18 protein-coding genes are annotated in these 24,601 nt (G+C 67.6%); 5 read left to right on the top strand and 13 right to left on the bottom strand.

Annotated features, from left to right (window positions below; genetic code table 11):
• Positions 1–9: 9 nt before the first annotated feature.
• The 8 genes from QUV18_RS01315 to QUV18_RS01280 all read right to left on the bottom strand — a co-directional run bounded on the left by QUV18_RS01315 (position 10) and on the right by QUV18_RS01280 (position 12,262).
• Positions 10–1,260 (bottom strand): sarcosine oxidase subunit beta family protein, encoded by a 1,251-nt coding sequence (locus QUV18_RS01315; RefSeq protein ID WP_300891435.1) that lies wholly within the window; start codon positions 1,258–1,260, stop codon positions 10–12.
• Positions 1,257–1,931, bottom strand: a complete 675-nt coding sequence (locus tag QUV18_RS01310; RefSeq protein ID WP_300891434.1) for a TetR/AcrR family transcriptional regulator — start codon at positions 1,929–1,931, stop codon at positions 1,257–1,259. Before QUV18_RS01310 ends, QUV18_RS01315 begins: the two co-directional genes overlap by 4 nt.
• Positions 1,932–3,479 (bottom strand): trimethylamine methyltransferase family protein, encoded by a 1,548-nt coding sequence (locus QUV18_RS01305; protein ID WP_300891433.1) that lies wholly within the window; start codon positions 3,477–3,479, stop codon positions 1,932–1,934.
• Positions 3,480–5,888 carry an FAD-dependent oxidoreductase gene (locus tag QUV18_RS01300; protein WP_300891432.1) on the bottom strand — a complete coding sequence of 803 codons (2,409 nt, stop codon included), beginning with the start codon at positions 5,886–5,888 and terminating at the stop codon, positions 3,480–3,482.
• A 413-nt stretch (positions 5,889–6,301) separates the two neighbouring features.
• A complete protein-coding gene (locus QUV18_RS01295; RefSeq protein ID WP_300891431.1) occupies positions 6,302–7,798 on the bottom strand; it encodes an aldehyde dehydrogenase family protein in 1,497 nt (498 codons plus the stop codon).
• Positions 7,795–8,838 carry an ACP S-malonyltransferase gene (locus tag QUV18_RS01290; protein ID WP_300891430.1) on the bottom strand — a complete coding sequence of 348 codons (1,044 nt, stop codon included), beginning with the start codon at positions 8,836–8,838 and terminating at the stop codon, positions 7,795–7,797. Before QUV18_RS01290 ends, QUV18_RS01295 begins: the two co-directional genes overlap by 4 nt.
• Positions 8,835–11,024: an alpha-ketoacid dehydrogenase subunit alpha/beta gene (locus QUV18_RS01285; protein WP_300891429.1), complete on the bottom strand. Its 2,190-nt coding sequence runs from the start codon at positions 11,022–11,024 to the stop codon at positions 8,835–8,837. Before QUV18_RS01285 ends, QUV18_RS01290 begins: the two co-directional genes overlap by 4 nt.
• 17 nt (positions 11,025–11,041) lie before the next feature.
• Complete coding sequence (locus QUV18_RS01280) at positions 11,042–12,262, bottom strand: pyridoxal phosphate-dependent aminotransferase (protein ID WP_300891428.1); 1,221 nt, start codon at positions 12,260–12,262, stop codon at positions 11,042–11,044.
• 101 nt (positions 12,263–12,363) lie between these two features.
• Here QUV18_RS01280 and QUV18_RS01275 point away from each other — a divergent pair, with 101 nt between their 5' ends.
• Positions 12,364–13,245, top strand: coding sequence for a LysR family transcriptional regulator (locus QUV18_RS01275; RefSeq protein WP_300891427.1), 882 nt, complete (start codon positions 12,364–12,366; stop codon positions 13,243–13,245).
• Positions 13,246–13,276: 31 nt separating this feature from the next.
• Here the strand turns inward: QUV18_RS01275 and QUV18_RS01270 are convergent, their stop codons facing one another.
• Positions 13,277–14,560, bottom strand: coding sequence for an FAD-binding oxidoreductase (locus QUV18_RS01270; RefSeq protein ID WP_300891426.1), 1,284 nt, complete (start codon positions 14,558–14,560; stop codon positions 13,277–13,279).
• A 682-nt stretch (positions 14,561–15,242) separates the two neighbouring features.
• Between QUV18_RS01270 and QUV18_RS01265 the strand changes: the two genes are divergently transcribed.
• The 3 genes from QUV18_RS01265 to QUV18_RS01255 all read left to right on the top strand — a co-directional run bounded on the left by QUV18_RS01265 (position 15,243) and on the right by QUV18_RS01255 (position 18,252).
• Positions 15,243–15,878, top strand: coding sequence for a sugar transferase (locus QUV18_RS01265; protein WP_300891425.1), 636 nt, complete (start codon positions 15,243–15,245; stop codon positions 15,876–15,878).
• A gap of 57 nt (positions 15,879–15,935) precedes the next feature.
• Positions 15,936–16,916 carry a CpsD/CapB family tyrosine-protein kinase gene (locus QUV18_RS01260; RefSeq protein WP_300891424.1) on the top strand — a complete coding sequence of 327 codons (981 nt, stop codon included), beginning with the start codon at positions 15,936–15,938 and terminating at the stop codon, positions 16,914–16,916.
• Positions 16,917–16,989: 73 nt separating this feature from the next.
• Positions 16,990–18,252, top strand: coding sequence for a Wzz/FepE/Etk N-terminal domain-containing protein (locus QUV18_RS01255; protein WP_300891423.1), 1,263 nt, complete (start codon positions 16,990–16,992; stop codon positions 18,250–18,252).
• 4 nt (positions 18,253–18,256) lie between these two features.
• Here the strand turns inward: QUV18_RS01255 and QUV18_RS01250 are convergent, their stop codons facing one another.
• The gene (locus QUV18_RS01250; RefSeq protein WP_300891422.1) at positions 18,257–19,624 is read right to left on the bottom strand and encodes an oligosaccharide flippase family protein; all 1,368 of its coding nucleotides are present in this window, start codon (positions 19,622–19,624) and stop codon (positions 18,257–18,259) included.
• A gap of 173 nt (positions 19,625–19,797) precedes the next feature.
• Between QUV18_RS01250 and QUV18_RS01245 the strand changes: the two genes are divergently transcribed.
• Positions 19,798–21,015 carry a glycosyltransferase gene (locus tag QUV18_RS01245; RefSeq protein ID WP_300891421.1) on the top strand — a complete coding sequence of 406 codons (1,218 nt, stop codon included), beginning with the start codon at positions 19,798–19,800 and terminating at the stop codon, positions 21,013–21,015.
• A gap of 66 nt (positions 21,016–21,081) precedes the next feature.
• Here the strand turns inward: QUV18_RS01245 and QUV18_RS01240 are convergent, their stop codons facing one another.
• The 3 genes from QUV18_RS01240 to QUV18_RS01230 are packed head-to-tail and all read right to left on the bottom strand — an operon-like array spanning position 21,082 to position 24,600.
• A complete protein-coding gene (locus QUV18_RS01240) occupies positions 21,082–21,945 on the bottom strand; it encodes a glycosyltransferase family 2 protein (RefSeq protein ID WP_300891420.1) in 864 nt (287 codons plus the stop codon).
• Position 21,946: 1 nt separating this feature from the next.
• A complete protein-coding gene (locus QUV18_RS01235) occupies positions 21,947–23,647 on the bottom strand; it encodes a hypothetical protein (protein WP_300891419.1) in 1,701 nt (566 codons plus the stop codon).
• Positions 23,644–24,600 carry a hypothetical protein gene (locus QUV18_RS01230; RefSeq protein ID WP_300891418.1) on the bottom strand — a complete coding sequence of 319 codons (957 nt, stop codon included), beginning with the start codon at positions 24,598–24,600 and terminating at the stop codon, positions 23,644–23,646. Before QUV18_RS01230 ends, QUV18_RS01235 begins: the two co-directional genes overlap by 4 nt.
• Position 24,601 lies beyond the last annotated feature (1 nt).

The raw sequence follows: 24,601 nt of genomic DNA, 5'->3' as shown, positions 1-24,601 counted from the left end.
GTGGCCTTCCTAATGCGCGATGCCCGAGGCGGCGCCTTCGTCGATGAGGCGGCCCGTGGGGAAGCGGGTGAGGTCGAAGGGCTGGCTGAGGGGGTCGTGCCGGCCGGTGGCCATGAGGTGGGCGAGGAGCCAGCCGCCGACGGGGATGGATTTGAAGCCGCCGGTGCCCCAGCCGCAGTTGAGGTAGAGCCCGTCGAGACCGGAGGGGCCGATGATGGGCGAGCTGTCGGGGGTGACGTCGACGATGCCGGCCCAGTGGCGCAGGAGTTTGACCTTGGCGAGCGCGGGGACCATTTCGGCGAGGCCGGCGAGCACGGTTTCCTGCATGGGCAGGTTGCCGCGCTGGCCGTAGGAGGGGACGCGGTCGAGGCCGCCGCCGATGACGAGGCCGCCCTTGTCGGACTGGCTGAAATAGGTGGCGAAGGGCGGGGCGAGCCAGACGGTGTCCATCACCGGTTTGAGGGGTTCGGAGACGAAGGCTTGCAATGCGTAGCTGGTGATGGGGAGCTGGAGGCCCGCCATCTGCGCGATGACGGAGGAGTGGCCGGCGGTGGCGGCGCCGATCACGCCCGCGCGGATCGGGCCGAGGGAGGTCTCGACGCCCACGCAGCGGCCGGCCTCGGTGATGAAGCCCTGCACCTCGCAGTTCTGGATGATGTCGACGCCGCGCGAGTCGGCGGCGCGGGCGAGGCCCCAGGCGACCGCGTCGTGGCGTCCGGTGCCGGCGCGGGGTTGCAGGACGCCGCCATGGATCGGGTGGCGGCAGTCGGGGCGGGTGTTGGCCAGCGGGATGCGCTTGAGCACCTGGTCGCGGTCGAGGAGTTCCGCGTCGACGCCGTTGAGGCGCATGGCGTTGGTCTGGCGGGCGGCCATTTCCATGTCGTGCTCGGAATGGGCGGTGACGATCATGCCGCGTTGCGAGAACATGATGTTGTAGTTGAGGTCGCGCGAGAGGCCTTCGTAGAGCTTCACGCCGAAATCGTAGAGTGCCGCACTTTCCGGGTAGAAGTAGTTCGAGCGGATCACGGTGGTGTTGCGGCCGGTGTTGCCGCCGCCGAGCCAGCCTTTTTCGAGCACGGCCACGTTGGTGATCTTGTGGTTCTTCGCGAGGTAATAGGCAGTGGCCAGCCCGTGCCCGCCCCCACCGATGACGATGGCGTCGTATTCGGGCTTCGGCTCGGGCGAGCGCCATGCCTTCGACCAGCCCTTGTGGCCGCGCAGGCCTTCGCGGAAGAGGGTGAAGGCGGAGTAGCGGGTCACTGTTTGCCGTCCTGTTCCATGGCATAGGCGATCATGGTGGCGAGGACCTCGTCGGAGGCCTCCTGCCCGGTAAAGCCCTTGAGGTAGCCCGCCAGCCGATCGCAGCGGGCCTGCATCGGTTCGCGCACGTCGAGGGCGTGGTAGCCCAGCTGCATGTAATAGAGGATTCGGGCGCGCACGTCGGCCTCGTAGGGGGTGAACCCGTGGCGCTCGAACATCTGTATCACGGCGGCGAGGCGTTCCCGGTCGGCCTGATCGATGCGCTGGCGCACGGCGCCGTCGCGGCGGGACCATTCGCGCACGGCGAAATCGAGGCCGCGATCGAAGAGATCGGGGTTGAGGAAGCATTTGAAGAAGTTGCCGACGGCCTCTCCGATGGTTTCGGCGGGAAGTGCGCATTGGGCGACGATGGTGCGGGTGTTGCGGGCTTCCCAATCGTCGAGCAGGGCCTCGAGCAGGTGTTTGCGGCTTTTGAAATACCAGTAGAAGCTGGAGCGGGAGACGTCGAGCCGCTGGCCGAGGGCGAGCACCTTGACCTCGGCCACGCCGTCGCTGACCAGCACGTCGCGGGCGACGTTGAGCCAGTCTTCGCGGGTGACCTTGATATGGCCGACAAGCGGTTCCTTTTCGGGGTCGTCGCGGTGGAGGATCGGAAGGTCTCGCTTGCTCATTCAACTCTCCGGCGGGGCGCCGCCGGCGGCGGTGCGTTTGGCGATGTCGCGGTGCATCGCCTCGAGTTTAGCCTCGTCCACCGCCGGGCGCACGTCATCCTGAAGGATCTTTTTCCAGATACCCGTGGCGCGCTCGCTTGCGGTGCGGCTGCCGTTCTCCGTCCATGAGCCGTAGTTCGACCAGTCGGCGACGAGGGGCTGGTAGAACTCGGTCTGGTAGCGGGCCATGGTGTGGGCGCAGCCGAAGAAATGGCCCGACGGCATGACTTCGCGGTGGGCATCTAGCGCGATCTCGTCGGGGCCTGCGGCGGTGGGGGCGCACATCTCGGCCACCATCTGGAGGGTTTCGAGGTCGGTGATGATCTTTTCGTAGGAGACGGTGAGCCCGCCTTCGAGCCAGCCCGCGGCATGGATGATCGTGGTGGCGCCGGCCATGAGGCAGCCCCAGAGGCCGAACTGGCTTTCATTGGCGGCCTGCGCGTCGTTCACGTTGGCCGCCGAGCCCCCGGCGCAGCGCCAGGGAAGGCCGACCAGGCGGGCCATCTGGCCGGCGGCGAGTGAGGCCTTGAAATGCTCGGGCGTGCCGAAGGCCGGGGCGCCGGACTTCATGTCGACGTTCGAGGTGAAGGTGCCGTACATGACCGGCGCGCCGGGGTTGGTCATCTGCGTGAGGGCGATGGCGGCCAGCGCCTCGGCGTGGGAGAGGGTGATCGCGCCCGCGACGGTGATCGGGGCCATGGCGCCCATCAGCGTGAAGGGGGTGACGATGGCGAGCTGGCGGTGCCTGGCAAAGTCGATGAGGCCCTGCGCCATCGGAATGTCGAGGACACGGGGGCTGTTGGTGTTGATGATGGTGTAGCAGTGGGGGTCTTTTTGGAAGGCATCGTCGGTCAGGCCGCGGAAGTTGGCGAGGAGTTCGAAGCTTTCGGTGACTTGCGGCGTGCCGCGGGAGAAGACGAAGGGCAGCTTGTCGGAGAGGGAAAGCTGCGCCTCCATCGTGAAGTAGTGGCGGACGTTGGTGGCGATGTCCTGCGGTTCGACGACGGGCGGCATCATGTGGAGCACGTCGAAATGCTGCACGATCCGGGTGAATTCGCGGAAGTCGCGGCCCGAGCCGGGGCGGCGGCCGCGTTCGAGATCGGTGGCGTGGGGGGCGCCGGCGCCGCATTGGAAGGTCAGGGAGCCCAGTTCGAGCAGGAGGTCGCGCTCGCGCGTGGCGGCGCGGGCGGTGATGGATTTGGGGGCGGTGGAGAGGGCCTGGGCGACGATATCGCGGCCGAGGTAGACCATCTCGGTGGTCTCGTCGACGCGGGCGCCGGCGCGGGCGAAGATTTTCCGGGCCTCGGGGAGGAGGACCTTGATGCCGAGCTCTTCGAGCATTTGCAGGGCCGCGTCGTGCATCGCGGCGACCTGGTCGTCGGAGAAGACGGCCACCTGCGGGAAGGGGTTGCGGAGCTGGCGGTAGTTGACGTCACGCCTGGGCGCCTCGCCGCCGCCGTCACGGGCGCGGCGGCGGCGGGAGGTGCGGCCTCGGGATTCCTGTTCCATCTAGGTTCTCATGGCCCTGCCGGAGGGGTCGTAGGGCGAGGGGGCGATGACGCGTGCCGGGCGCTCGGCGCCCACGATGTGGACGGTGAGCTCGGTGCCCTCGGTGGTGGCCGTGCGGTCGAGCATGGCCATGGCGAGGGATTTGCCGGTGGTGTGGCCGTATCCGCCGGAAGTGACGAAGCCCACGCGGGTGCCGTTCTGCCAGACGGGTTCGAAGCCCGAGGCGTCGGCGTCGTCGGCGTCGATTTCGAGGGTGACGATGTGGGTGGAGGGGCCGCCGCTGTCGCGTTCGGACTGGGCCGCTTCCTTGCCGATGAAGTCACCCTTGTCCCAGGCGATCCAGCGGTCCATGCCGGTCTGGGCGGGGGTGTAGCCCTGGGTGAATTCGGCGCTCCAGATTCCGAAGGATTTTTCGAGGCGGAGGCTGAGGAGGGCGTTGAAGCCGACCTCGCGGAGGCCGAGATCGGCGCCGGCTTGCAGCAGGAGTTTGCGGAGGCCGATATGTTCGGCCGCCGAGCAGTGGATCTCGTAGCCCAGCTCGCCGGCGACGGAGAGGCGGCCCACCTTGCAGCGGTAGAGGCCGATGTCGAAGGTGCCGCAGCCCATGAAGGGGAGGTCGGCGATGGGCCCGTCGGTGAGTTTCTCGATGATCTTGCGAGCGTTGGGGCCGGAGACGCCGAAGCCCACGGTGGCGTCGGAGATGTCGCGGACGGAGATGCCGTCGCCCATGTGATCGTGGAACCAGCGCATGTGCCATTCGCGCAGGTAGTAGGAGCCCATGATCCACCACGTGCCCTCGCCCCAGTTGAAGACGGTGAGGTCGCCCTTGAGGCGGCCGTCGGGGGCCAGCATGGGGGCGAGTTTGGCGCGGCCCGGGGCGGGGAGCTTGGAGGCGAGGACGTGGTCGAGCCACGCCTCGGCGCCGTCGCCCGTGATTTCGAACCGGGAGAAGCCGGAGATGTCGAGGAGGCCGGCGGTTTCGCGCACCGCCTTGCATTCCTCGGCGACGATGGGGAAGGCGTTGGAGCGTTTGAGGGTTGGTTTTTCCTCGAAATCCTCCGAAGGGGCGAAGTAGAGGGGGAGTTCCAGCCCCCAGCTTGCGCCCCAGCGGGCGCCGGCGGCTGTCATGTCGGAATAGGCCGGGGCCATTTTCAGAGGGCGCCCGGCGGGGAGCTGTTCGTTGGGATAGGTCATCACGAAGCGGCGGGTGTAGAACTGGCCCGTGGTCTGGCGGATGAATTCCTTGTTCTCGGCGAAATCGCCGTAGCGGGCGACATCCATGCCGAAGACATCCGCCTCGGGTTCGCCGTGGACGATCCATTCGGCCAGCGACTTGCCGACGCCGCCGCCTTGCAGGAAACCCGCCATGACGGCGCAGGCGCACCAGTAGCCGGGCTTGCCGCGGACGGGGCCGACGAGGGGGTTGCCGTCGGGCGAGAAGGTGAAGGCGCCGTTGACCCAGGACTTGATGCCGGCCTCCTGCAGGACAGGGTACCGCTGGAAGCCGAGGGTGAGTTCGTTCTCGATGCGGTCGGGGTCTTCCTGTTGCAGCTCGAACCCGTATTCCCACGGGGCGCCGTCCATCATCCAGTGCTGGTGGTCGATCTCGTAGATGCCGAGGAGCAGGCCCTTCTGATCCTGCCGCATGTAGGTGAAGCCTTCGAGGTCGACGACGAGGGGCATTTCCTTTTCCAGCGCCGCGATCTCGGGGATGGTGTCGGTGATGAGGTAGTGGTGATTGAGCGGCGAGACGGGGAGTTCGATGCCCGCCATGCGGCCGACCTGCTTGGCCCAGAGACCGGCGGCGTTGACCACGTGTTCGCAGGTGATGGTGCCCTTCTCGGTGACGACTTCCCAGCCTTCGGCGGTCTGGTTGAGTTCGAGGACGCGGTTGTGCTCGATCACCTGCGCGCCGCGTTTCTTGGCCGCGCCCGCGTAGGCGTGGACGGTGCCGGTGGTGTCGATATAGCCCTCGCGCTCGGCCCACATGCCGCCGAGGATGCCGTGGGTGGACATGATCGGGCAGAGCTCGCCGGCTTCTTCGGGCGTGATCAGGTGGACGTCTTCGATGCCGATCGACTGGAAGGTGCGGTAGGCCGATTGCAGCCATTCCCAGCGGTCGGGGGTGCCCGCGAGCGTCATGCCGCCAGTCATGTGCATGCCGACGGACTGGCCGGATTCTTTTTCGATCTCGGAGAGGAGGTCGATGGTGTAGGCCTGGAGGCCGGCGATGTTGGGGTCGGCGTTGAGGGCGTGGAAGCCGCCGGCGGCGTGCCAGCTTGACCCGGCGGTGAGGACGGAGCGTTCGATCAGGCAGACATCGGACCAGCCTTCGCGGGCGAGGTGGTAGAGCACGGAGGCGCCGACGACGCCCCCGCCGATGACAACGACGCGGTAGTGAGATTTCATGGCACGCTCCCTGTGCTGCTCCGCCGCGGTGCAGCGACTCGCGGAGGGGTTCTATACAGTTCTGTCCAATGGTGAGAGCATGATTGGACAGGTTTGTCCAGGGGGAGGTTTTTTTTGGGGGGGGGCGTGGTGCCTTGCGCGGAGTCGAGGGCGAAGCCCGCCGCGCATCGACGGGCCGTCCCGACGGCACGGCGATTTGGTGAGGGAGGCGCTCCGTCGTTAGGGCAGAGGGGTTTGGCGGGGATAAAGTGGCGGCCACTGCCGTTGGTTCGCCGTACCACGTCCCGGCGATGCGCGGCTTCTCGGACGGTGGGAATATTAAAGGCCAGAATTGAAGAACCCCGACCTTTGGCCGGGGTTCATCAGATGGTTTGGCGGTTCTGACGGATGGATCACGGTTCCATCCACACCCCTCAGATGTCGAACTTCACGCCCTGCGCCAGCGGCAGCTCGGCGGAGTAGTTCACGGTCGAGGTCTGGCGGCGCATGTAGCCTTTCCAGGCGTCCGAGCCGCTTTCGCGGCCGCCGCCGGTTTCCTTTTCGCCGCCGAACGCGCCGCCGATTTCGGCGCCGGAGGGGCCGATATTGACGTTGGCGATGCCGCAGTCGGAGCCCACGGCCGAGAGGAAGGTTTCCGCCTCGCGCACGTTCAGGGTGAAGATGCAGGAGGAGAGGCCCTGCGGCACGTCGTTCTGCAGCTCGATGGCTTCCTCGAGCGTGTCGTAGCCCATGACGTAGAGGATCGGGGCGAAGGTCTCGGTCTGCACGGTTTCGGTCTGGCGGGGCATTTCAACGAGCGCGGGGGAGACGTAGACGCCGCCGTCGACGCCCTTGGCATCGCCGCCGCCATGGACTTTGCCGCCCTCGGCCTCGGCCGATTTGAGGGCGGAGGCCATTTCCTTGCGGGCGGTCTCGTCGATCAGGGGGCCGACGAGGGTGCCCTCGGTGCGGGGGTCGCCGATGGTGAGGGAGGCGTAGGCCTGTTTCAGCTTCTCGGTCAGCTCCTCGCGGATCGAGTGGTGGACGATCAGGCGGCGCAGCGAGGTGCAGCGCTGGCCGGCGGTGCCGACGGCGGAGAAGACGATGGCGCGCACGGCCATGTCGAGATCGGCGGAGGGGGCGACGATCATGGCGTTGTTGCCGCCGAGTTCCATGATCGGGCGGCCGAAGCGGGCCTGGACCTTGGGCCCGACGATGGCGCCCATGCGGGTGGAGCCGGTGGCCGAGAGGACGGGCACGTCGCGGCTGTTGACCAGCGCCTCGCCGATGTCGGCGCCGCCGATGACGACCTGCAGCAGGTCGGCCGGGGCGTCAGGGCCGAAGCGGGCCAGCGCCCGGTCGAAGATGCGCTGGGTGACGAGGGCGGTCAGCGGGGTCTTCTCGGAGGGTTTCCAGATGACCGGGTCGCCGCAGACAAGCGCGAGGGCCGCGTTCCATGACCACGGCGCGACGGGGAAGTTGAAGGCGGTGATGACGCCGCAGGGGCCCATCGGGTGCCAGGTTTCCGACATGCGGTGGCCGGGGCGTTCGGAGGCGATGGTGAGGCCGTAAAGCTGGCGCGAGAGGCCGACGGCGAAATCGCAGATGTCGATCATTTCCTGCACCTCGCCGAGGCCTTCGGAGGTGATCTTGCCGGCCTCGAGCGTGACGATGGCGCCGAGTTCTTCCTTGGCGTTGCGAAGCTCTTCGCCGAGGAGGCGGACAAGTTCGCCGCGTTGCGGGGCGGGGACGGTGCGCCATTGCTTGAAAGCCTTTTGGGCGCGGTCGATCACCTCGGGCATCTTGTCGGCGGGGGTTTCGTGGATTTTCGCCACCTCGGCCCCGTCGATGGGGGAGCGGACGGCGAGCGTGCCGCCGGTGATTTCGGCGTCGGTGAGACCGGCGGCGGTGAGGGCGTCGTGGTGGTTCATTTGGCGTCTCCTTTCGTGACCCACGCGCGCTGGTCGGCATGGCCCATGCCGGCCAGAAGGGGCGTGGCGTTCTGGTGTTTGGTGAAGTCCTGTTTGCTGCCGATCCCGCGCCAATTGGCGAGGACCAGCGATTGCGCCACCGCCCCGCCCAAGGTGGTGCCGGGGCCGGTGACGATGAAGAGGTCGGGGGCGAATTCGCGGGCCGCGACGGTGATGGCGCGGGTGAAGTCGTAGGGTTCGGTGACCTGGTGGCCGAGCGTGTAGTCGTGGAGTGCGGCGGAGTCGGTGGCGCCGGGCCACCAGATGGTGCCGCGGCCGTCGATGAGCGGCAGGTCGGGTTGGGTGAAGAGGGAGTGCGGCAGGGCGGCGCGGCCCTTTTCGGCGACGGGCTTTTGCAGATGCGTATGGAAGGCGGCGTGGCCCTTGAGGCGCATCGGGAAGCGGTCGTCGATTTTCGGGACGGCTTGTTCGAAGGCCTTGAGGCCGTTGCTGTCGCCGGCCAGCACGAGCATGCCGCCGAGGTCGATGGAGAGGGCGAGTGTGTGGTCGTCGCGGGTGTTTATGTCGGCGACCTGCTGGAGAAGCTCGGCTTTGCGGGCAGGGTCGGGGCGCCAGTCGTCGCCGAGGAAGGGGTAGACGAGCTGGCCGCCGATCAGGGCCTCGTGCATGAGGGTGCCCATGGTATTGGCGATCTCGATGCCGTTCTCGGGCGTGGTGGCGCCGCCGCAGGCGAGCGCGGAGTACCAGCCCATCGAGTTGCCGGTGACGGCGACGGGGCGGATTTGTTCACCGTCGATGGAGAGGAAGTCGCCCAGCGTGGCCGCGTAGATCAGGCCGGCAGCGTTGTCGCCGCGGGTGAACTCGGAGGGCGAGAAACGGGCGGCGCCGTCGAGGGTGGTCAGCGGTTTTTGGTCGGCGTTTTCGCGGAAGGCGTCGAACTTGGCGAGGAGGCCGGCGTCGGGGAAGTGGCGGGAGAGGTAGCCGAGCTCGGGTTTGTTGTAGGTGCCGCGGCCGGGGCAGATGATGACGGCTGTTTTCATTTCTTGGCCCTCACGAGGTTCGTGGCCGCGTCGACGATGCTGTCGGCGGAGGGCATGGTGGCCGCGTAGGCTGGGCCGGTGGCGATGAAGCTGTCCTCGGCCGTCAGCCGGGCGTGGGGGAGGTCGGTTTTTTCCGAGATCAGGGCCATCAGGGCCTCGGCGATGCCGCCGGTGCGGCGGGTTTCGTCCACGATGAGGACGCGCTTGGCGCCCTTGAGGGCGTCGAGCAGCGCCTCTTCGGGCAGGGGGGAGAGCCAGCGGAGGTCGATGGTGCGGGTTTTGATGCCGTCGGCTTCGAGGCGCTTGGCGGCCTGGCGGGAGAGGTAGTGGCCGTTGGCGAAGCTGACGATGGCGACGTCGGTGCCCTCGCCATATTGACCGACGGAGCCAAGAGGCAGCGTTTCGCCACGCTCGGGATAGGTGGTCATCCAGCCGCCGTCCTTCTCGTCATGCAGATCGCGCATGGGGTAGAGAGCGATGGGTTCGAGGAAGACGACGACGCGCTGTTCCTCGCGCGCGAGGCGGACGCATTCGCGGAGCATTTTCGCGGCGTCGGCGCCGTTCGAGGGGCAGGCGAGGATCACGCCGGGGATGTCGCGGATCACGGCGACGGAGTTGTCGTTGTGGAAATGCCCGCCGAAGCCCTTCTGGTAGCCGAGCCCGGCGATGCGGATGACCATCGGGTTGGTGAACTGGCCGTTGGAGAAGAAGGGCAGGGTGGCGGCCTCGCCCCGGATCTGGTCTTCGGCGTTGTGGAGATAGGCGAGGAACTGGATTTCCGGGATCGGGGTGAAGCCGTTCTGGGCCATGCCGATGGCGAGGCCGAGGATGGATTGCTCGTCGAGCAGGCTGTCGATCACGCGGTCGGGGCCGAAGCGGGTGATGAGCTTTTGCGTGACGCCGTAGACGCCGCCCTTGCGGCCCACATCCTCGCCCATCATGACGATTTCGCCATGTTCGAGCATCAGGTCGGTGAGTGCCCAGTTGATGAGGCGCGACATGATCTGGGGCTCGGATTGCGCCTTGAGGTCGGGGCCGAGGGCGGCTTCGCGCGTGGCGGCGTCGGGGCCGTTGGTGGGTTTGCAGGGGCGGGCCGGGGGGATCAGGCTGGCCATGACGTCGGAGGCGGTTTTCAGGCGGGGGCGGGTGATGGCCTCCTCCGCCACGCGTTCGACGCGGGTGCAGGTGTCGTTGTAGATGTCGAGCGCCTGTTGCGGCTCCAGCGCGCCGGACTGGGAGAGCAGGCGGACGGAGTGCAGGAGGGGGTCGTTGGCTTCCTCTGCCTCGACTTCCGATTTGGGCATGTAGGTGGTGGGCATGTCGGCGCCGGCGTGGCCGTAGAGGCGGACGGTGCGGACGTGGAGGAAGGCGGGCTTGCGGCGGGTGCGGACGTAGTGGGCCGCTTCCTGTGCCGCGCGGTAGGTGTCGAAGATGTCGAGACCGTCGCAGGAGAAATACTTGAGGCCCGGGCGGTGGGCGAAATTGGCGGCGATCCAGCCTTTGGGGGTTTTGACGGAGATGCCGATGCCGTTGTCTTCGCAGACGAAGAGGAGGGGCAGGGGGATGGACTGGTAGGAGGTCCAGCCGGCGGTGTTGAAGGCGCCCTGGGCCGTGGAGTGGTTGGCCGAGGCGTCGCCGAAGGAGCAGATGGCGATGGCGTCCTCGGCATAGTGGCGGTGTTCGGGCGGGCGGCGTTTGGCCAGCCCGATGGCATAGGCGGCACCCACGGCCTTGGGCAGGTGGCTGGCGATGGTGGAGGTTTGCGGGGGGATGTTGAGGGCCTTGGAGCCCAGCACCTTGTGGCGGCCGCCGGAGATCGGGTCTTCGGCGGAGCAGGCGAAGGAGAGGAGCATGTCCCAAGTGGTGGTCTGGCCCGGCACCTGTGCGCCGCGGGCGATCTGGAAGGCGGCGTCGCGGTAGTGGAGGAAGGCCGGATCGGTGGGGCGCGTGGCGGCGGCGATGGCGGCCATGCCTTCGTGGCCCGAGGAGCCGATGGTGTAGTAGCCCTGGCCCGCCTTCTGCATGGCGCGGCTGTGGCGGTCGAGGGCGCGGGAGAGGCATTGCGAGCGGAAGAGGGAGACGGCCTCGGTGCGGCTCAGGCCGTCGGCCGGGGGGGCGCCTGCGGGGAGGTCGCCCGCGGCCACGCGGCGCAGGAAGTTGTCATGTACGATCTGGGCTCTGTCCATCGGGGGCCTCTTGCGGTTTAGCCGGTGTGGCCAGCGAAGGCCGTGGAGGGGGCGAACGTCAACCGGTCGATGGCGGTTTTCATGCGGGAGAGCGCCTCGCGGATCTGGGATTCGGCATAGGCGAAGGAGAGGCGCACGTGTCCCGGCATGCCGAAGGCGCGGCCGGGGACGAGGGCGACGCCGGTTTCCTCGAGCAGCCATTGGCAGAGGGCGGCGTCGTTGTCGAACCTGCCTTCGATGAGGGCCGAGCAATCGGGGAAGGCGTAGAAGGCGCCGTCGGGGGCCGGGCAGGTGAGGCCGGGGATGGCGTTCAGCCCCTCGATCGTGGTGTCGCGGCGGGCGAGGAAGGTGGCGCGGCGGTCTTCGAGGAGTTGCCGGTCGGATTGCAGGGCGGCGAGCGCGGCGGCCTGCGAGACGGAGGGGGCGCCGGAGGTTGTCTGGCCCTGCACGGAGATCATGTCGCGGATCAGTTCGGCCGGGCCGATGCCCCAGCCGATGCGCCAGCCGGTCATGGACCAGGCTTTCGATACGCCGTTGACGATGAGGGTGCGGTCGCGGAGGTACGGGGCGGCTTCGGTGAAGCTGGTGAAGGGGGTGTAGCTGAGATGTTGGTAGATCTCGTCGGCGACGACCCAGACTTGGGGGTGGGCGGCGAGTGTTTCGGCCAGTTTGGCGTATTCCCCGGCGGTGTAGATGGCGCCGGAGGGGTTGGAGGGGGAGTTGAGCATCAGCCAGCGGGTTTGCGGCGTGATGGCGTCGGAGAGTTGCTCGGGCGTCAGCTTGAAGCTCTGCGAAAGCGGGCAGGGCAGGACGACCGGCGTGCCGCCCGCCATGCGCACCATGTCGGCATAGCTGGTCCAGAAGGGGGCGGGCATGATGACCTCGTCGCCGGGGTTCAGCGTGGCGAGCATGGCATTGGCCAGCACCTGCTTGGCGCCGGTGGAGATGATGACGTTGGCGGGCTCGGCGCCGGCCTGGCGGGCCACTTCGGCGCGCAGTTCGGGCGTGCCGGCGGTGGGGGTGTAACGGGTCTGGCCGGCGAGCGCGGCCTGGTGGGCCGCCTCGATCACCTCGGGCGGGGTGGGGAAATCGGGCTCGCCGGTGCTCAGCGCGATGACATCGCGGCCCTCGGCGCGCATTTGGCGGGCGCGTTCGGAGATCTGGACGATTTCCGACAGGGCGATGCCCGACAGGCGGTCGGCCGGGCGGTGGGTGGCGGAACTGTTCGCTTTCGTCATGGTGGTGTGGGGCCCTGTTTGACGCGTTTGCGCGCAATTTGGGTGGAATCTTGGGAAAGGAAAAGCGAAACTAGCTGACATAACCTGGAGAAAAACTCACAATGCTGACGCCGCGCCGCTTTCTGCCCTCGATCAGTTCGCTTCTGGCATTGGAGGCGGTGGACCGGCTGGGGAGTGCCAGCGCGGCGGCGGAGGAGCTGTCGCTCACGCACAGTGCAGTGAGCCGGCAGTTGAAGGTGCTGGAGGGGCAGTTGGGCACGACGCTGGTGCAGCGGCGGGGGACGCGGCTGCAGCTGACGCCGGCGGCGGAGGATTATTGCCGGAAGGTGCGGAAATACCTGCGCGACCTGGCGCATGCGTCGCTTGAGCTGAAGGCGAACCCGACGGGGGGCGGGCTGAACCTGGCGATCTTGCCGGCCTTCGGGATGCACTGGCTGGCGCCGCGGCTGCAGGATTTCGCACGGGCGCATCCGGAGGTGACGGTGAACCTGTCGACGCGGCTGGCGCCGTTCGATTTCGGGCAGGAGAGTTTCGATGCGGCGATCCATTTCGGGGAGCGGGATTGGCAGGATGTGGAGTATTTGCCGATCCGGGAGGAGCGGGTGGTGCCGGTATGCTCGCCCCGGCTGGCGCCGGAGCCGTTGGGGAGCGCGGAAGCGCTGCTGGCTTTGCCGTTGTTGCAGCTGGAGACACGGCCGGGGGCGTGGGAGCAGTGGTTCGCCGCGCATGGGGTCGAGGGGGGCAGCGTGACGGGGATGCTGGTGGACCAGTTCGCGACGATGACGCAGGCGGCGGTGCACGAGATGGGGGTGGCGCTGTTGCCGGACTACCTGGCGCAGGTGGAGCTGGAGCGGCAGACGCTGGTGGTGCCCTTCGGGGAGGCGAGCCTTGTGGAGGGGCGGTATTATCTTGTCTGGCCGTCGGAGGCGGCGGTAAGGCCGCCGCTGGAGAAGTTTACCGGTTGGTTGCGGGGGATCTTGTGAAGCCGACGTTCCGGCCCGGCGGGAGGGCTGCTCAGGTGAAGGGCAGCGGCTTGGTCAGGTGGGTGAGGGCCGCGCCGGTTTCGTAATAGGCCTGACGGATCGAGGTGAAGCGCTCGGCATGGCCGGAGATCACCGGCAGGGGCAGGTGCGAGGGATCGTCGGTCAGGAGCGCCTTGGCCGCGGCAGTGCCGAAAACGGTGCCGGGGGCGATGCCGCGGCCGGAATAGCCGAAGGCCGCCAGCGCGTTGGGCCCGAAGGAGACGATCTTGGGGATGTGGTCGCTGGTCATGGCGATGCGGCCGCTCCACGAATGCTCGAAGGGCTGGTCGGCGAGCTCGGGGTAGACCTCGCGCAGCTTGCGGCGGGCCCATGCGGCGTGGATCGGGCTGGCCGGGCCGGTGGCGTCGCCGATGCCGCCGACGATCATGCGGCCGGCCTTGTCCATCCGGAAGGAGGACATCACCAGCGCGGTATCCCAGCAACCCTCGCCACCCGGCAGGATGGTCTCGCGCAGCTTCTCGGGCAGGGGGGCGGTGGCGAACTGGCTGAAGCAGACGGGCACGAAGCCGGGGGCGGCGGCGCCCTTGACCTCGCGGTGATAGGCGTTGGTGGCCAGCAGGAGGTGCCGGGCGCGGAGCCTGTGACCGGCGGCCTCGATCACCCAGGTGTCGCTGTCGCGGCTGATGCGGGTGACGGGGGTGTTCTCGTGGATATGGGCGCCGGCGGCGATGGCGGCGCGGGCGAGGCCGCGGCAATAGGCGAGCGGCTGGATGGTGCCGGCGCGGGGGTCCCACAAGGCGCCGTGGAACCTGGAAGAGCCGGTGCGGCGGGCGGTTTCCGCGGCGTCGAGAAGCTGGATCGGGGCGCCGAGGCGGTTGCCCTGCCGGAAGCGTTCGCGCAGGTCGTCGAGGCCCGAGGGGGCGTGGGCGAGATGCAGGGTGCCGGCGCGGGTGGCCTCGCACTCGATGCCTTCGCGTTCGATGATGTCGAAGACTTTCGACGGGCCCTCGGCCAGCGCGGTCATCAGGCGCATGCCGTCGGTTTCGCCGGCATGGGCGATGATCTCGTCCGGGGGCAGCCAGAGCCCGGCATTGACCAGCCCGACATTCCGGCCCGAGCCGCCGTGGCCCACGGTATCGGCCTCGAAGACAGAGACCGCGGCGCCGCGGCGCGCGGCGTCGAGCGCGGCCGCGCAGCCGGTGAAGCCGCCGCCGATCACGGCGAGGTCGGCCTCTGCGTCGGCGTCGAACCGGGTCGAGGGCACGGGGTCGGCCGCGGTGGTCCGCCAGAGGCTGCGGTTGGTGTCGGAGGTCAAGCTGTCGCCCTTTCGGATACTGGCTGTCCCCGGTTCTAGTGGCCATTTGCCACCGGCTGCAAGGGGCCTCCTGCGGGCGGGGGCGGGCAAGGGGGTTCCGCGGGGCGGTCACATTATCGGGTCTGGGTTGCCGTAGCGGAAAGGAATCGGGCAACCAAATGTGGCAACTTTTGGGCCAGAATGCACAATCTGGCCAAATTTTGCCTTTTATCCCCGCTTGCGAGAACACCACTTCTGCGTGAAAGGTGTGCATTTACGTCAGGTTGGCTGCCGTAGTTGATCCAAAAATGCTTTATTTACAATAACGTACCGGTAGTGATAGGATATTAAGAAACAAACTGTTTCCATTTAGAAAGTTTAAGATTTTCGGGGTTTCGCTAGGTTCAATTGTGTCAAGTTCAAGGCAAAATTCTGCCTTTAATGAGGACCGCCGCCAAAGTCCGATAAGTCTACCGGCCTGAATCTGCAGGGCCGGGGTGGTGGAAGTTTGTGTCTGGATGCGTGGCCCTGCCGGCCCGGTTGCCGCTTCGGTTCTGCGTCCTTGTGATGGTGTTTGTGTAATCAGTTGGGGTGTCACGTGGCTGCTGACCTTTATCTTCATTCTACTCCGTCCAGGGTAACTGCGCCCCCCGCGATACGTGGTCTCGACGCGGCGGCACGGGCCCCCGCAGCCGCTTCGTCGATGGCCGTCGACCTGCCGCGGCGGGGATCGGTCTATCGCCGGGCGGGCAAGCGCGGGCTCGATATCCTTTTGGTGCTGGCCTTCATGCCGATCTACCTTCCGGTGGTCGGTATCGCCGCCTGCCTGCTGTTCATCGAGGGCGGCAACCCGTTCTATCGCCAGCCGCGGCTGGGGCTGAACGGCGAGCGGTTCTCGATCCTGAAGCTGCGGACGATGGTGCGCGACGCGGACAAGAAGCTGAACGACCTGCTGGCGACCGACCCGGCGCTGAAGCGCGAATGGGACGTGTCGCAGAAGCTGAAGAAGGATCCGCGGATCACCCGCGTGGGCGCCCTGCTGCGGATGACGTCGATGGACGAACTGCCGCAGCTTTGGAACGTGCTGAAGGGCGACATGAGCCTTGTCGGCCCGCGGCCGATGATGCCGGACCAGCTTTCGCTGTACGGCGACCCGCGGCATTACTTCGCGGTGCGGCCGGGGATCACCGGCTACTGGCAGGTCGATCGACGCAACGAAAGCTCTTTCGCCGACCGGGCCTTCTACGACGAGGCCTATGACGCGGAACTGTCGCTGCCGAAGGACGCCAGGGTGCTGTGGCAGACGATCGGCGTGGTCCTGAGGCGGACCGGCCATTGAGATAAAAAGGGGGTGGGGGCGTGCCCGAGGGGTCGGGCCGCAAGGAATGGATGAAAGATGTTCGAGAGGTATCAAGTGTCGTTCGACTGGGTGAAATCCAGCGGCCCGACAGACGATCAGGACACCGGTTCCGGCCCTGAGCCCGAACCGGGCTTGCCGTTTGACCGCAAGCTGAAGCATTCTCTTCTGGGTGCCGAGGCCGTCGGGGCCGGCAGCGCGCCGGCCGTTGCGCCGGGCCCGGGCTCCCCTGCCAGGGCGCTGGTGGCCGTGGCGGCGCGGGATGCCGAGGATGTCGAGGATGACGACGAACCGATGACGGAAACCGGAACCGACCTTCTCGAGCTTGGCTCGTGGCAAATCCTGAAGCCCGCATGGCGCGGGCACCAGAATGCCGCGATGAAGCTGCGGAGCCGGTCGGACGGCGTCAAGCAGGCCACCGATACGCTGCGGACCCAGCTTTTGCAGACGATGAAGTCGCACGGGATCGGCCGCGTGGCCGTGACCGCGCCGACCTCGGGCTGTGGCACCACCTATACCACGCTCAACCTTGCACTCAGCATGGCGGCGATACCCGACGTGACGACGGTGCTTCTGGATCTCAACCAGCGCAAGCCCGGGCTGGGCGAGGCGCTGGGCCACAAGCCGGTGCAGAGCATGGCCGGGCTTTTGAGCGGCGAGGTGCCGTATTACGACTACCTGGAGCGCTATGGAGAGAACCTTGCCGTCGGGCTGAATTCCGACGTGCCGGAGAATCCCTCGGAGCTGTTGCAGAGCCAGAGCACGGCCGACGTGCTGGACGAGATCACCGGCGGGCTGACGCCCGACGTGATGCTGTGCGACATGCCGCCGCTTCTGGAATACGACGATGTGATGGCCTTCCTGCCGCAGGTCGACGGTGTGCTTCTGGTGGTCGACGGTACCAAGACGGTGGCCGAGGATATCGCCCAGTGCCAGAAGATGCTGAACGACCGGGTGCCGTTGCTGGGCGTTGTGCTGAACCGGGGGCGGCTGCCGCGCAAGAAAGCGCGGCGGCGATAGGGCCACCCGGCGCGGTTGGTGCGCCGGTGGTGTTTGGTAACAAGTGTCTTGGTGACAGGTTAGGACGTTTCTGATGAGCCTTTCGGATTGGATTGACGAACTTCGCGACATGGTGCGGCGCCGCTTCTGGCTGATCGTGCGGCTGACGGTTCTGGGGTGCGTGGCCGCGCTTCTCTACGCGCTGTCGCAGGAGCATGAATATACCTCGCAGGCGGTGTTGCAGGTCGAGGATGCCAAGGTGGCCGACGCGCTGGCCCCGCCGACGGTGTCGGGGGCGGATGCGCGCCAGTTGCAGATCGTCGAGCAGCGGGTGATGTCGCATGACGCGGTCCTCGACATCGCCGCCGAGGTTGGCGTGCTGGACGAGATGGGCGGATTGCCCGACAGCGAGAAGGTGTCGATCCTGCGCCGGTCGCTGAGCGTGTCGGCGGTGGCCGCCGCGCGCACGGGCACGACGGGCGACGGGGCGATTTCGCTGGTGCGGGTGACGGCGACATGGGGCGACCGCGAGACCGCGCAGGCGCTGGCCGAGGAAGTCACGCGCCGGACGGTGGCCCTGAGCCAGAACAAGCGGCTGGAGCGGGCGGAGGAGACGCTGTCGTTCTTCACGCTGCGGCAGAGCCGGCTGGAGGCCGAGGTGGCCGACCTCGAGGAGACGCTGGCCAATTTCCGCAAGCGCAACGACATGCCCGAGGAGGGCGCGCGCGCTTCGCAGGAGCGCGAGATCGAGGCGCTGAGGGCCGAGATCCTGTCGGTCGAACGGCAGATGATCGTGCTGGAACGCCAGCTTGAGCGCGAGGCCGGCGACGGCAACCTGACCCGGCTGGAACAGCGGGAGCGGGACGAGAATATCGCCCGGCTCAACGACCTGACCGAGCAGCGCGATTACCTGACCGAAAGCCTTGCCGCCGTGTCGGCCGCGGGCGATATCGACCCGGCGTTGCAGGCGGAGTTGACCCGCCTGACCCGCACCCTGTTGGCCAAGAAGGAAGAGCTGGCCAGCGTGAGCGAAAGCCGCAAGGCCGCCGAGATCGGCTTTCAGCTTGAATCGGAGGGCCAGTCGGAACACCTGAGCGTGCTGGAGCCCGCCTCGTGGCCGGATTACCCGTCGACCCCGTCGCGGACGAAATTCGCCGTGCTGGGGGCCTTTGCCAGCGTGATGGTGGCGTTCGGTATAGCGCTGCTGCTGGACCTGATGAACCCGGTGATCCGCAGTGCCGCGGTGATGGAGCGCGACCTTGGCTTCGCGCCGGTGGCGGTCATCCCCGAGGCGCCGCGCAGCAAGCGGCGGACGGCCCTGATGCGGGCGTTCCGCGGGCGCCGGCGGGCGGTCTGAGGCGTCAGCTTACGGGCGTCGAGGAGATGCGCTGGAGCGCGTCCCAGTGGAGCCAGATGGCGCCGGCCGCCAGCAGACCGGCGAGAAGGAAGCTGACGATGTCGTGCAACGGGTCCCATGCCTTGTGGCGCAGGCCGAGGGCGATCAGCATCGGATGCGCGAGCAGCATGGCGACGCCGAAGGAGGCGACGCCGCCCACCAGCCCGAACCAATAGAGCCCGAGGACCAGCAGCACGATCTGCAGGGTCGAGCGGGTGCCGGTCAGGAAGAACACGCGCCGCGAGTCCCCTGCCGCCAGCGCGGCTTGGTCGTAGCTCATGCCGATGACCTTGGGCAGGAAGCCGCAGGCCATGATGACGATGATCGGCCCGGCCTCGATATAGCGGTCGTCGTAGAGGAAATCGACGAGCGGCGGGCCGACATAGGCCATCAGCAGCAGCAGCGCGCAGAGCCCGCCGGTGAGCAGGGCACGCATCCGCTGGAGCTTCCGGCGGTTCGCCTCGGATTCGGCCGGGGGCCTGTTGCGGTAGATCGGGATCAGCAGGTCCTGCGCCACCGACTGCCCCAGCGCCATGGGAAAGCTGGCGAGGAAGAAGCCGATATTGTAGATGCCCAGCATCTCGAGGCTGAGCAGCTTGCCCAGCACCGCCTTGTCACCCTGGGTGCTGACGAAGGCGAAGGCGGTGCCGAGGAAGATCCACTTGCCGAAGCTGACCAGCTCGGTCAGGGCCGGTTTCTCGATCTGGAACCGGTCGCGGCGGCCGGGCAGGCCGTACCACATGACGAGGAGCTTGATCAGGTTGGTCAGCACGCTGCCCACCACGAGGGCGAAGACCGAGCGGGTCCAGAGCGCGAGCAGCACCATGATCGCGAGGCCCAGAAGCTGGCTGACGAGGTCGAGCATGGTGGCCCGGCCCATTTGCAGGTGGCGGCGGGCGAGTTCCATGCGGGTGGGGAAGAACCCGGTGAGGACGAGCGAGAGCCCGGCGACGGGAAGGTAGAGCGCCAGCTCCTCGTACCCGTAGAGGTCTGCGAAGGGGTAGGCCACGGCCAGCGTGACGAACCAGAGGGCGAAGCCGCGCATCAGCTGGAGCGACCACGCCGTGTTGAGAAATGCCGGGTCGTCGCCGCGCGGGCTGCGGGCCAGGGCCGGGCCGATGCCCATGTCGGAAAACATCATCAGGCCGACGGTGACCATGGTCACGAGCGCCATGATCCCGAACGCCTCGGGGAAGAGGATGCGGGTCAGGATCAGGTTGGAGCCGAGGCGGATGGCCTGTGCCCCGCCATAGCCCACCATCACCCATGACGTGCTGCGCAGTATCCGGCCGGTCAGGGTCTCGCCCTGGAATTCTTGGAGGAGGCGTTTCATGAGTAGGGTGACCGGATGCCTATTGATGCCTGTCACTACGCTAGGCGCAGGCGGTAGCGTGGTCAATTGCACACGAATGCGCGGGCGTGGCCTATGTCCTTGAGGTGGCACCTTTTCTTGGGGTCGTGGCGGTTGTAGCGTGAGGTGGAAATCTTCCCTGTCCGGTGTCGCCCGTGAAAGTTGCCTATATTCTGAACACCTATCCCCAGCCGTCGCAAAGTTTCATCCGGCGGGAGCTGAAGGGGTTGGAGCGGCTGGGCCTGTCGGTGGAGCGGATCGCGATGCGGCGGGGGGACGTGCCGTTGAAAGATCCGCAGGACCGGGCGGAGCAGGGGCGGACGCGATACGTGCTGGAGGCGGGCAAGGGTGCGCTGCTGATGTCGCTATTGGCGGCGATGCTGGGGCGGCCCGGGGCGTTTTTCGCGGCGCTCAAGGGGGCGCTGGAGTTGGGCCGGGTGTCGCCCGCGGGGCGGTTGCGGCACCTGGTTTACCTTGTGGAGGCCTGCCATGTGCTGAGGCTGGCGACGGCGGCTGGGGTGGAGCACATGCACGCCCATTTCGGCACCAATGCCGCCGCCGTGGCGATGCTGGTCAGGATGCTGGGCGGGCCGGGGTACAGCTTCACCGTGCACGGGCCGGAGGAGTTCGACGCGGTGCATTCCCTGTCGCTGGCAAGGAAGATGGAGCGGGCGGCGTTTACCGTCGCGGTCAGTTCCTACGGGCGGAGCCAGCTGTGCCGGTGGCTGCCGCACGACGCGTGGGACCGGGTGAAGGTGGTGCATTGCGGGATCGACCCGGAGGCGTTTCCGGAGCCGGGGCCGATGCCGGAAGGGGGCCTGCGGCTGGTGAATATCGGGCGGCTGTCGGAGCAGAAGGGGCAGTTGATCCTGATGCCGGTGATGGAACGGGTGGACGGGGTGGATGTGCACCTGACGCTGATCGGCGATGGCGAGCTGCGCGGGGCGCTGGAGGCGGAGATTTCGGCGCGCGGGCTTGGGGACGAGGTGACGCTGGTCGGGTGGCAGACCGAGGAGGAAGTGCGGGCGGCGCTGGCGGGGTGTCATGCGCTGGTGCTGCCGAGCTTCGCCGAGGGGCTGCCGATGGTGATCATGGAGGCGATGGCGGCCGGGCGGCCGGTGATTGCCACCTACGTGGCGGGCATTCCGGAGCTGGTGCAGCAGGGCGTGACCGGCTGGCTGGTGCCGGCGGGGGATGACGCGGCGCTGGCCGAGGCGGTGGAGGCGCTGGCGGCAATGCCGGCAGAGGCGCGGGCCGAACTGGGCCGGGCCGGACGGGCGAGGGTGCTGGAGCGGCATGACATGTACCGTGAGGCGGAGAAGCTGGCGGGGTATTTCCGGGCGGCGGTGGGCCAGGAACAGTTTGGCGGATGACGTTTGTATCGTCGGGCGCTGCCCGGCGGCGCGCCCTTGGCGCGCCTTGATTCCGGGCGGTGGAGGCTACCGCCCGCGCGCCCAGTCGCCCTTCCCGCCGGGAAGGCGGACACAGAGGGCTATGAAGCCGTAGACGAGGAAACCCAGCGGATCGCGCAGGATCGCGTTCAGCTTGCCCGTGCGGGAGGCGGTCGACGGGTCGGCGTTCTTTAAAAGCCGGGGAAACTTCTCGCCGATCTCGCGCACGCCGCGGTCCTGCCGGCGGCGGACGCGGATCAGGCCGGAGAGGCCCTCGATCATCGGCCAGCGGTAGGTTTGCGGCAGCCTGACCCGTTCTTCCGGCGAGAAGTTCAGTCTGGCGAAGGTGTCGTCGGAGATGATCTCGGGCCACGTTTCCCAGCGGGCGCGGCCCGGTCCGTTGACGGCGAAGATCCCGAAACCCGGCACGCCGGTCGTGACGAAGGGGAGCTTTTGCCAGAACCGTGCATAGGCGCGGGTGACGGGGCTTTGGGCCGGGGCGATCTCGGGCGTGCCGCTGGCGTAGCGGGGCGCGCCGGTGTCGAGCGTGGCGATCAGCGCCGGGATCAGGGCCGGGCTGACGGTGACGTCGGCATCGAGGTAGATGCGGATCGGCGCGCGGGCCGCGTCGTCGCCCAGTTGCAGGGCGCCGAGCTTGCCGCCCTTGTCGGTGTCGATGATGTGGACGGGCCGGGCCGGGTTGGTCGAGAGGTCCGCGACCTGCCGCGCGATTTCGACGGTGCGGTCGGAGCAGGCATTGGCGACGACGATGGTTTCGAACGGGGTATCGCCGGCCGAGGCGGCGAGCCGGTCGAGGCAGGCGCCGATATAGGCTTCCTCGTTGTTGGCCGGGATGATGACCGTGGCCTTCGGGGCCGGGGTGCCTTGGGGGGAAGGGGGTTCGGATGCCATTCTACTTGAACTCTTCCACCACCTGCCAGCGGGGATTGTCCGCGTCGCCGAGGTGGCGGAGGTGGCCCCAGCTTCCCCATTTCATCGGCACGTTCACGTCGTTGAAAAGCGTGAAGGGCCCGTCGCTTACCTCGGCCCATTTCTCGAACAGGGTGCGGTAGAGGGAGGCGATCTCGGGCGTGTAGTTCAAGTGGGTGAAGAAGGCGGTGAGCGTATCGTCGCCCACCTGCGCGCCGACGCCGACGATATGGGTGCCGCCCTCGTAGACGATGAGGTCGAGCCCGTATTCCCGGGCGATATCGGCCTGGTAGGGGAAGAAGGTGCCGGTGGCGCGGTCGAGCCCGTCGAACTCGTCACCGTACTGGCGGGAATCTGTCAGCGCATCGACGGCCCAATCGGTGGCCATGTCGAAGCGGTGCGCCGCGACATGGGCGGCCAGCGCCTCGCCGGTGAGGCCCTGCTGGCGGGCGTCGGCCTCGGCGGCCTGCGTGCTTTCGGCGATCTTGCCGAGCGTGATGTCGCGCATTTCGTCGCGGCCGAGATAGGAGCCGAAATAGCCGGTGATGGCATATGCGTCGGCAAAGGTATGGGGCGGCTCGTTGCCCTCCGCCACCCAGAGGGGGGCATCGAGGATGGGTCGTTCTAGCCCGAGCCAGCCGGTCTGGGTGGCGATGACGGTGACGAGGCGGTCGCGGGCATCGGAGAAGACGTCGGCCCAGGTTTGCGCCATCCGGGCGAACTTCATGCCGTAATAGTCCTGTCCCTTGTAGCGCTGGCCCCAGCGCTCCTGTGCCTGGGTCTCGGTCCATTCGGCCTGGGAGAATTGCCAGTTCCAGACCTCGTTGGAATATTCGACGTAAGCCTTCAGGCCGGGGTCGAGCCGGGCGAGGGCCATCTCGGCGAAGCGGCGCTGGTAGGTGTCGTCGGCGAGATGCGGCATGCAGAACCACGGATCGGCGCCGAGCTCGTTGGCGAGCGCGATCATGACCTCGGGCGGCACCCCGTGGCGGGTGTAGGAGAAATCGTCGGGCTTCGGCCGGGTGTCCCAGCTTTGCTGATCGGAATTGTTGGTGTGCATCCAGTCCATGAAGCGCAGGACCTTGAAGCCCCGCATGTGGTCGAGCCAGAGCGGGTTGAAGACGGCGCCATTGGCGAATGCCTCCTGATGTTCCTCGCGGACGACGGTGATATTGCGCACGTAGTCGCCCGTCTTCATCGGGTCGGAGCGCTGGATCTTGACCAGGACCATGCCGCCGATCTGGGGCGTGAAGTCGAAGGCGACGCGGCCCTCGCCGTAGCGGACGTTGCTGGCGGCGCCGCCGACCTCGACGATGCCTTCGCCGTCGAAACTGAGGACGTAGCGGCCGGCATAGACCTCGGCCTCGGCGGGCAGGTCGGTGAGGATCAGCGTGCCGATCGAGCCAAGGTCGTGCGGCACGGAGGTGGGCCAGCCCCGGGCGTCGAGCAGGCCGCGCTCTTCCAGCTCCTCGAACTCGACTCCGCCCCACTGGCCGGGCTTGTGGCCGATCCAGCGGCGGGCGGTCTTGAAGACATCGATGAAGGGTTGCTCGGCGCTCCAGTCATTGACCTCGGCGAGGTTGATGGCGAGGGGGAAATCGCGGGAGCCGGACTGGGCGCCGGACTGGGCGAGGGCCGGGGCGCCGGCCAGAAGCAGGACGAGGCAGGCGAGGATGCGGATCATTGCGGCACTCCTGTTTCCGGGCGGCTTGTGACCACGTCCCAGACGATTTGCTGCATCAGGCGGGCGGTGCCCTCGGAGGGGGCATCGGCCGCGGTGCCGTCGGCGCGGTCGAGCTGGTGGCGCATGCCCACGGGAGAGGTCTGATACAGGACGGCGTAATGGGTGAGGGCCACGAGGTAGGCGCCGAGGTCGTTGATGTGGATCGGGTCGAGCGTGCCGTCGTCCTTGCGCTGGAACAGGTCCTCGCGCGAGGTGATGTCGCCGGTGCCGCCCGTCGCCTCGACCTCGCGGACGAAGCGGGCCATCACCTGCCCGGCGGGGATCAGGTAGACCGGGCGTTCGGGCGTGTTTCGGGTCAGGTCCTGTTGCAGCAGCTCGCCGATCCAGTAGCGGTCGATGTCGCGGTCGAGCCGGTCGAGCCAGCCGTCGGGATCGTCCAGCCTGTGCCAGCTCTCGTAGAGGTAGAGGCGGGTCTCGGGATTGGCGTCGCGTGCGAGGGCGGCCCATTGGGCGAGGTACTTGCCGGACTGGTGATACCTGATGGCGTCGCGGATCTCGACCATCTCGGTGAAGACGATGGCGTCGTATTCGCCCGAGCCCACGGCTTCGCGCGCCGGGCGGAAGCGGGGGTGGTCGTTCTCGGCCTCGAAACCGTTGATGGTTTCGCCGGGCTCGTAATGTTCCTTGAGCGAGGTGCCCCAGCCGAGCTGGCTTTCGTAGCGGTGGCCGTCATTGGCAAGCTGGGCCAGCATGGCGGGCATGTCGCGCCCGACGAGGCTGTGGCCGAGGTGGAAGACATGCAGCCCCCGGCCGGGCGGTTCCGGCGCGGGATCGGCATAGGTTTCGCGCAGCTTCTCGGGCGAGAGCGCGGGCCGCGACAGCACCACCCAGAGCGCCACGGCGGCGGCGGTCACGACGGCCAGCCCAAGGAGAATGGTCGTGCGGTCGATCATC

The organism is Roseovarius sp., assembly GCF_030373445.1.
Lineage (GTDB): Bacteria > Pseudomonadota > Alphaproteobacteria > Rhodobacterales > Rhodobacteraceae > Roseovarius.
Note: the sequence above shows the minus strand (reverse complement) of the source record. Positions and strands in the feature narration are given on the sequence as shown.

What these genes read in the sequence shown, in the direction of transcription:
- QUV18_RS01230 (WP_300891418.1), bottom strand. Translation starts at nt 24,600, where the DNA reads ATGATCGACCGCACGACCATTCTCCTTGGGCTGGCCGTCGTGACCGCC.
- QUV18_RS01260 (WP_300891424.1), top strand. Translation starts at nt 15,936, where the DNA reads ATGTTCGAGAGGTATCAAGTGTCGTTCGACTGGGTGAAATCCAGCGGC.
- QUV18_RS01250 (WP_300891422.1), bottom strand. Translation starts at nt 19,624, where the DNA reads ATGAAACGCCTCCTCCAAGAATTCCAGGGCGAGACCCTGACCGGCCGG.
- QUV18_RS01285 (WP_300891429.1), bottom strand. Translation starts at nt 11,024, where the DNA reads ATGGACAGAGCCCAGATCGTACATGACAACTTCCTGCGCCGCGTGGCC.
- QUV18_RS01300 (WP_300891432.1), bottom strand. Translation starts at nt 5,888, where the DNA reads ATGAAATCTCACTACCGCGTCGTTGTCATCGGCGGGGGCGTCGTCGGC.
- QUV18_RS01290 (WP_300891430.1), bottom strand. Translation starts at nt 8,838, where the DNA reads ATGAAAACAGCCGTCATCATCTGCCCCGGCCGCGGCACCTACAACAAA.
- QUV18_RS01310 (WP_300891434.1), bottom strand. Translation starts at nt 1,931, where the DNA reads ATGAGCAAGCGAGACCTTCCGATCCTCCACCGCGACGACCCCGAAAAG.
- QUV18_RS01265 (WP_300891425.1), top strand. Translation starts at nt 15,243, where the DNA reads ATGGCCGTCGACCTGCCGCGGCGGGGATCGGTCTATCGCCGGGCGGGC.
- QUV18_RS01305 (WP_300891433.1), bottom strand. Translation starts at nt 3,479, where the DNA reads ATGGAACAGGAATCCCGAGGCCGCACCTCCCGCCGCCGCCGCGCCCGT.
- QUV18_RS01295 (WP_300891431.1), bottom strand. Translation starts at nt 7,798, where the DNA reads ATGAACCACCACGACGCCCTCACCGCCGCCGGTCTCACCGACGCCGAA.
- QUV18_RS01280 (WP_300891428.1), bottom strand. Translation starts at nt 12,262, where the DNA reads ATGACGAAAGCGAACAGTTCCGCCACCCACCGCCCGGCCGACCGCCTG.
- QUV18_RS01235 (WP_300891419.1), bottom strand. Translation starts at nt 23,647, where the DNA reads ATGATCCGCATCCTCGCCTGCCTCGTCCTGCTTCTGGCCGGCGCCCCG.
- QUV18_RS01275 (WP_300891427.1), top strand. Translation starts at nt 12,364, where the DNA reads ATGCTGACGCCGCGCCGCTTTCTGCCCTCGATCAGTTCGCTTCTGGCA.
- QUV18_RS01240 (WP_300891420.1), bottom strand. Translation starts at nt 21,945, where the DNA reads ATGGCATCCGAACCCCCTTCCCCCCAAGGCACCCCGGCCCCGAAGGCC.
- QUV18_RS01255 (WP_300891423.1), top strand. Translation starts at nt 16,990, where the DNA reads ATGAGCCTTTCGGATTGGATTGACGAACTTCGCGACATGGTGCGGCGC.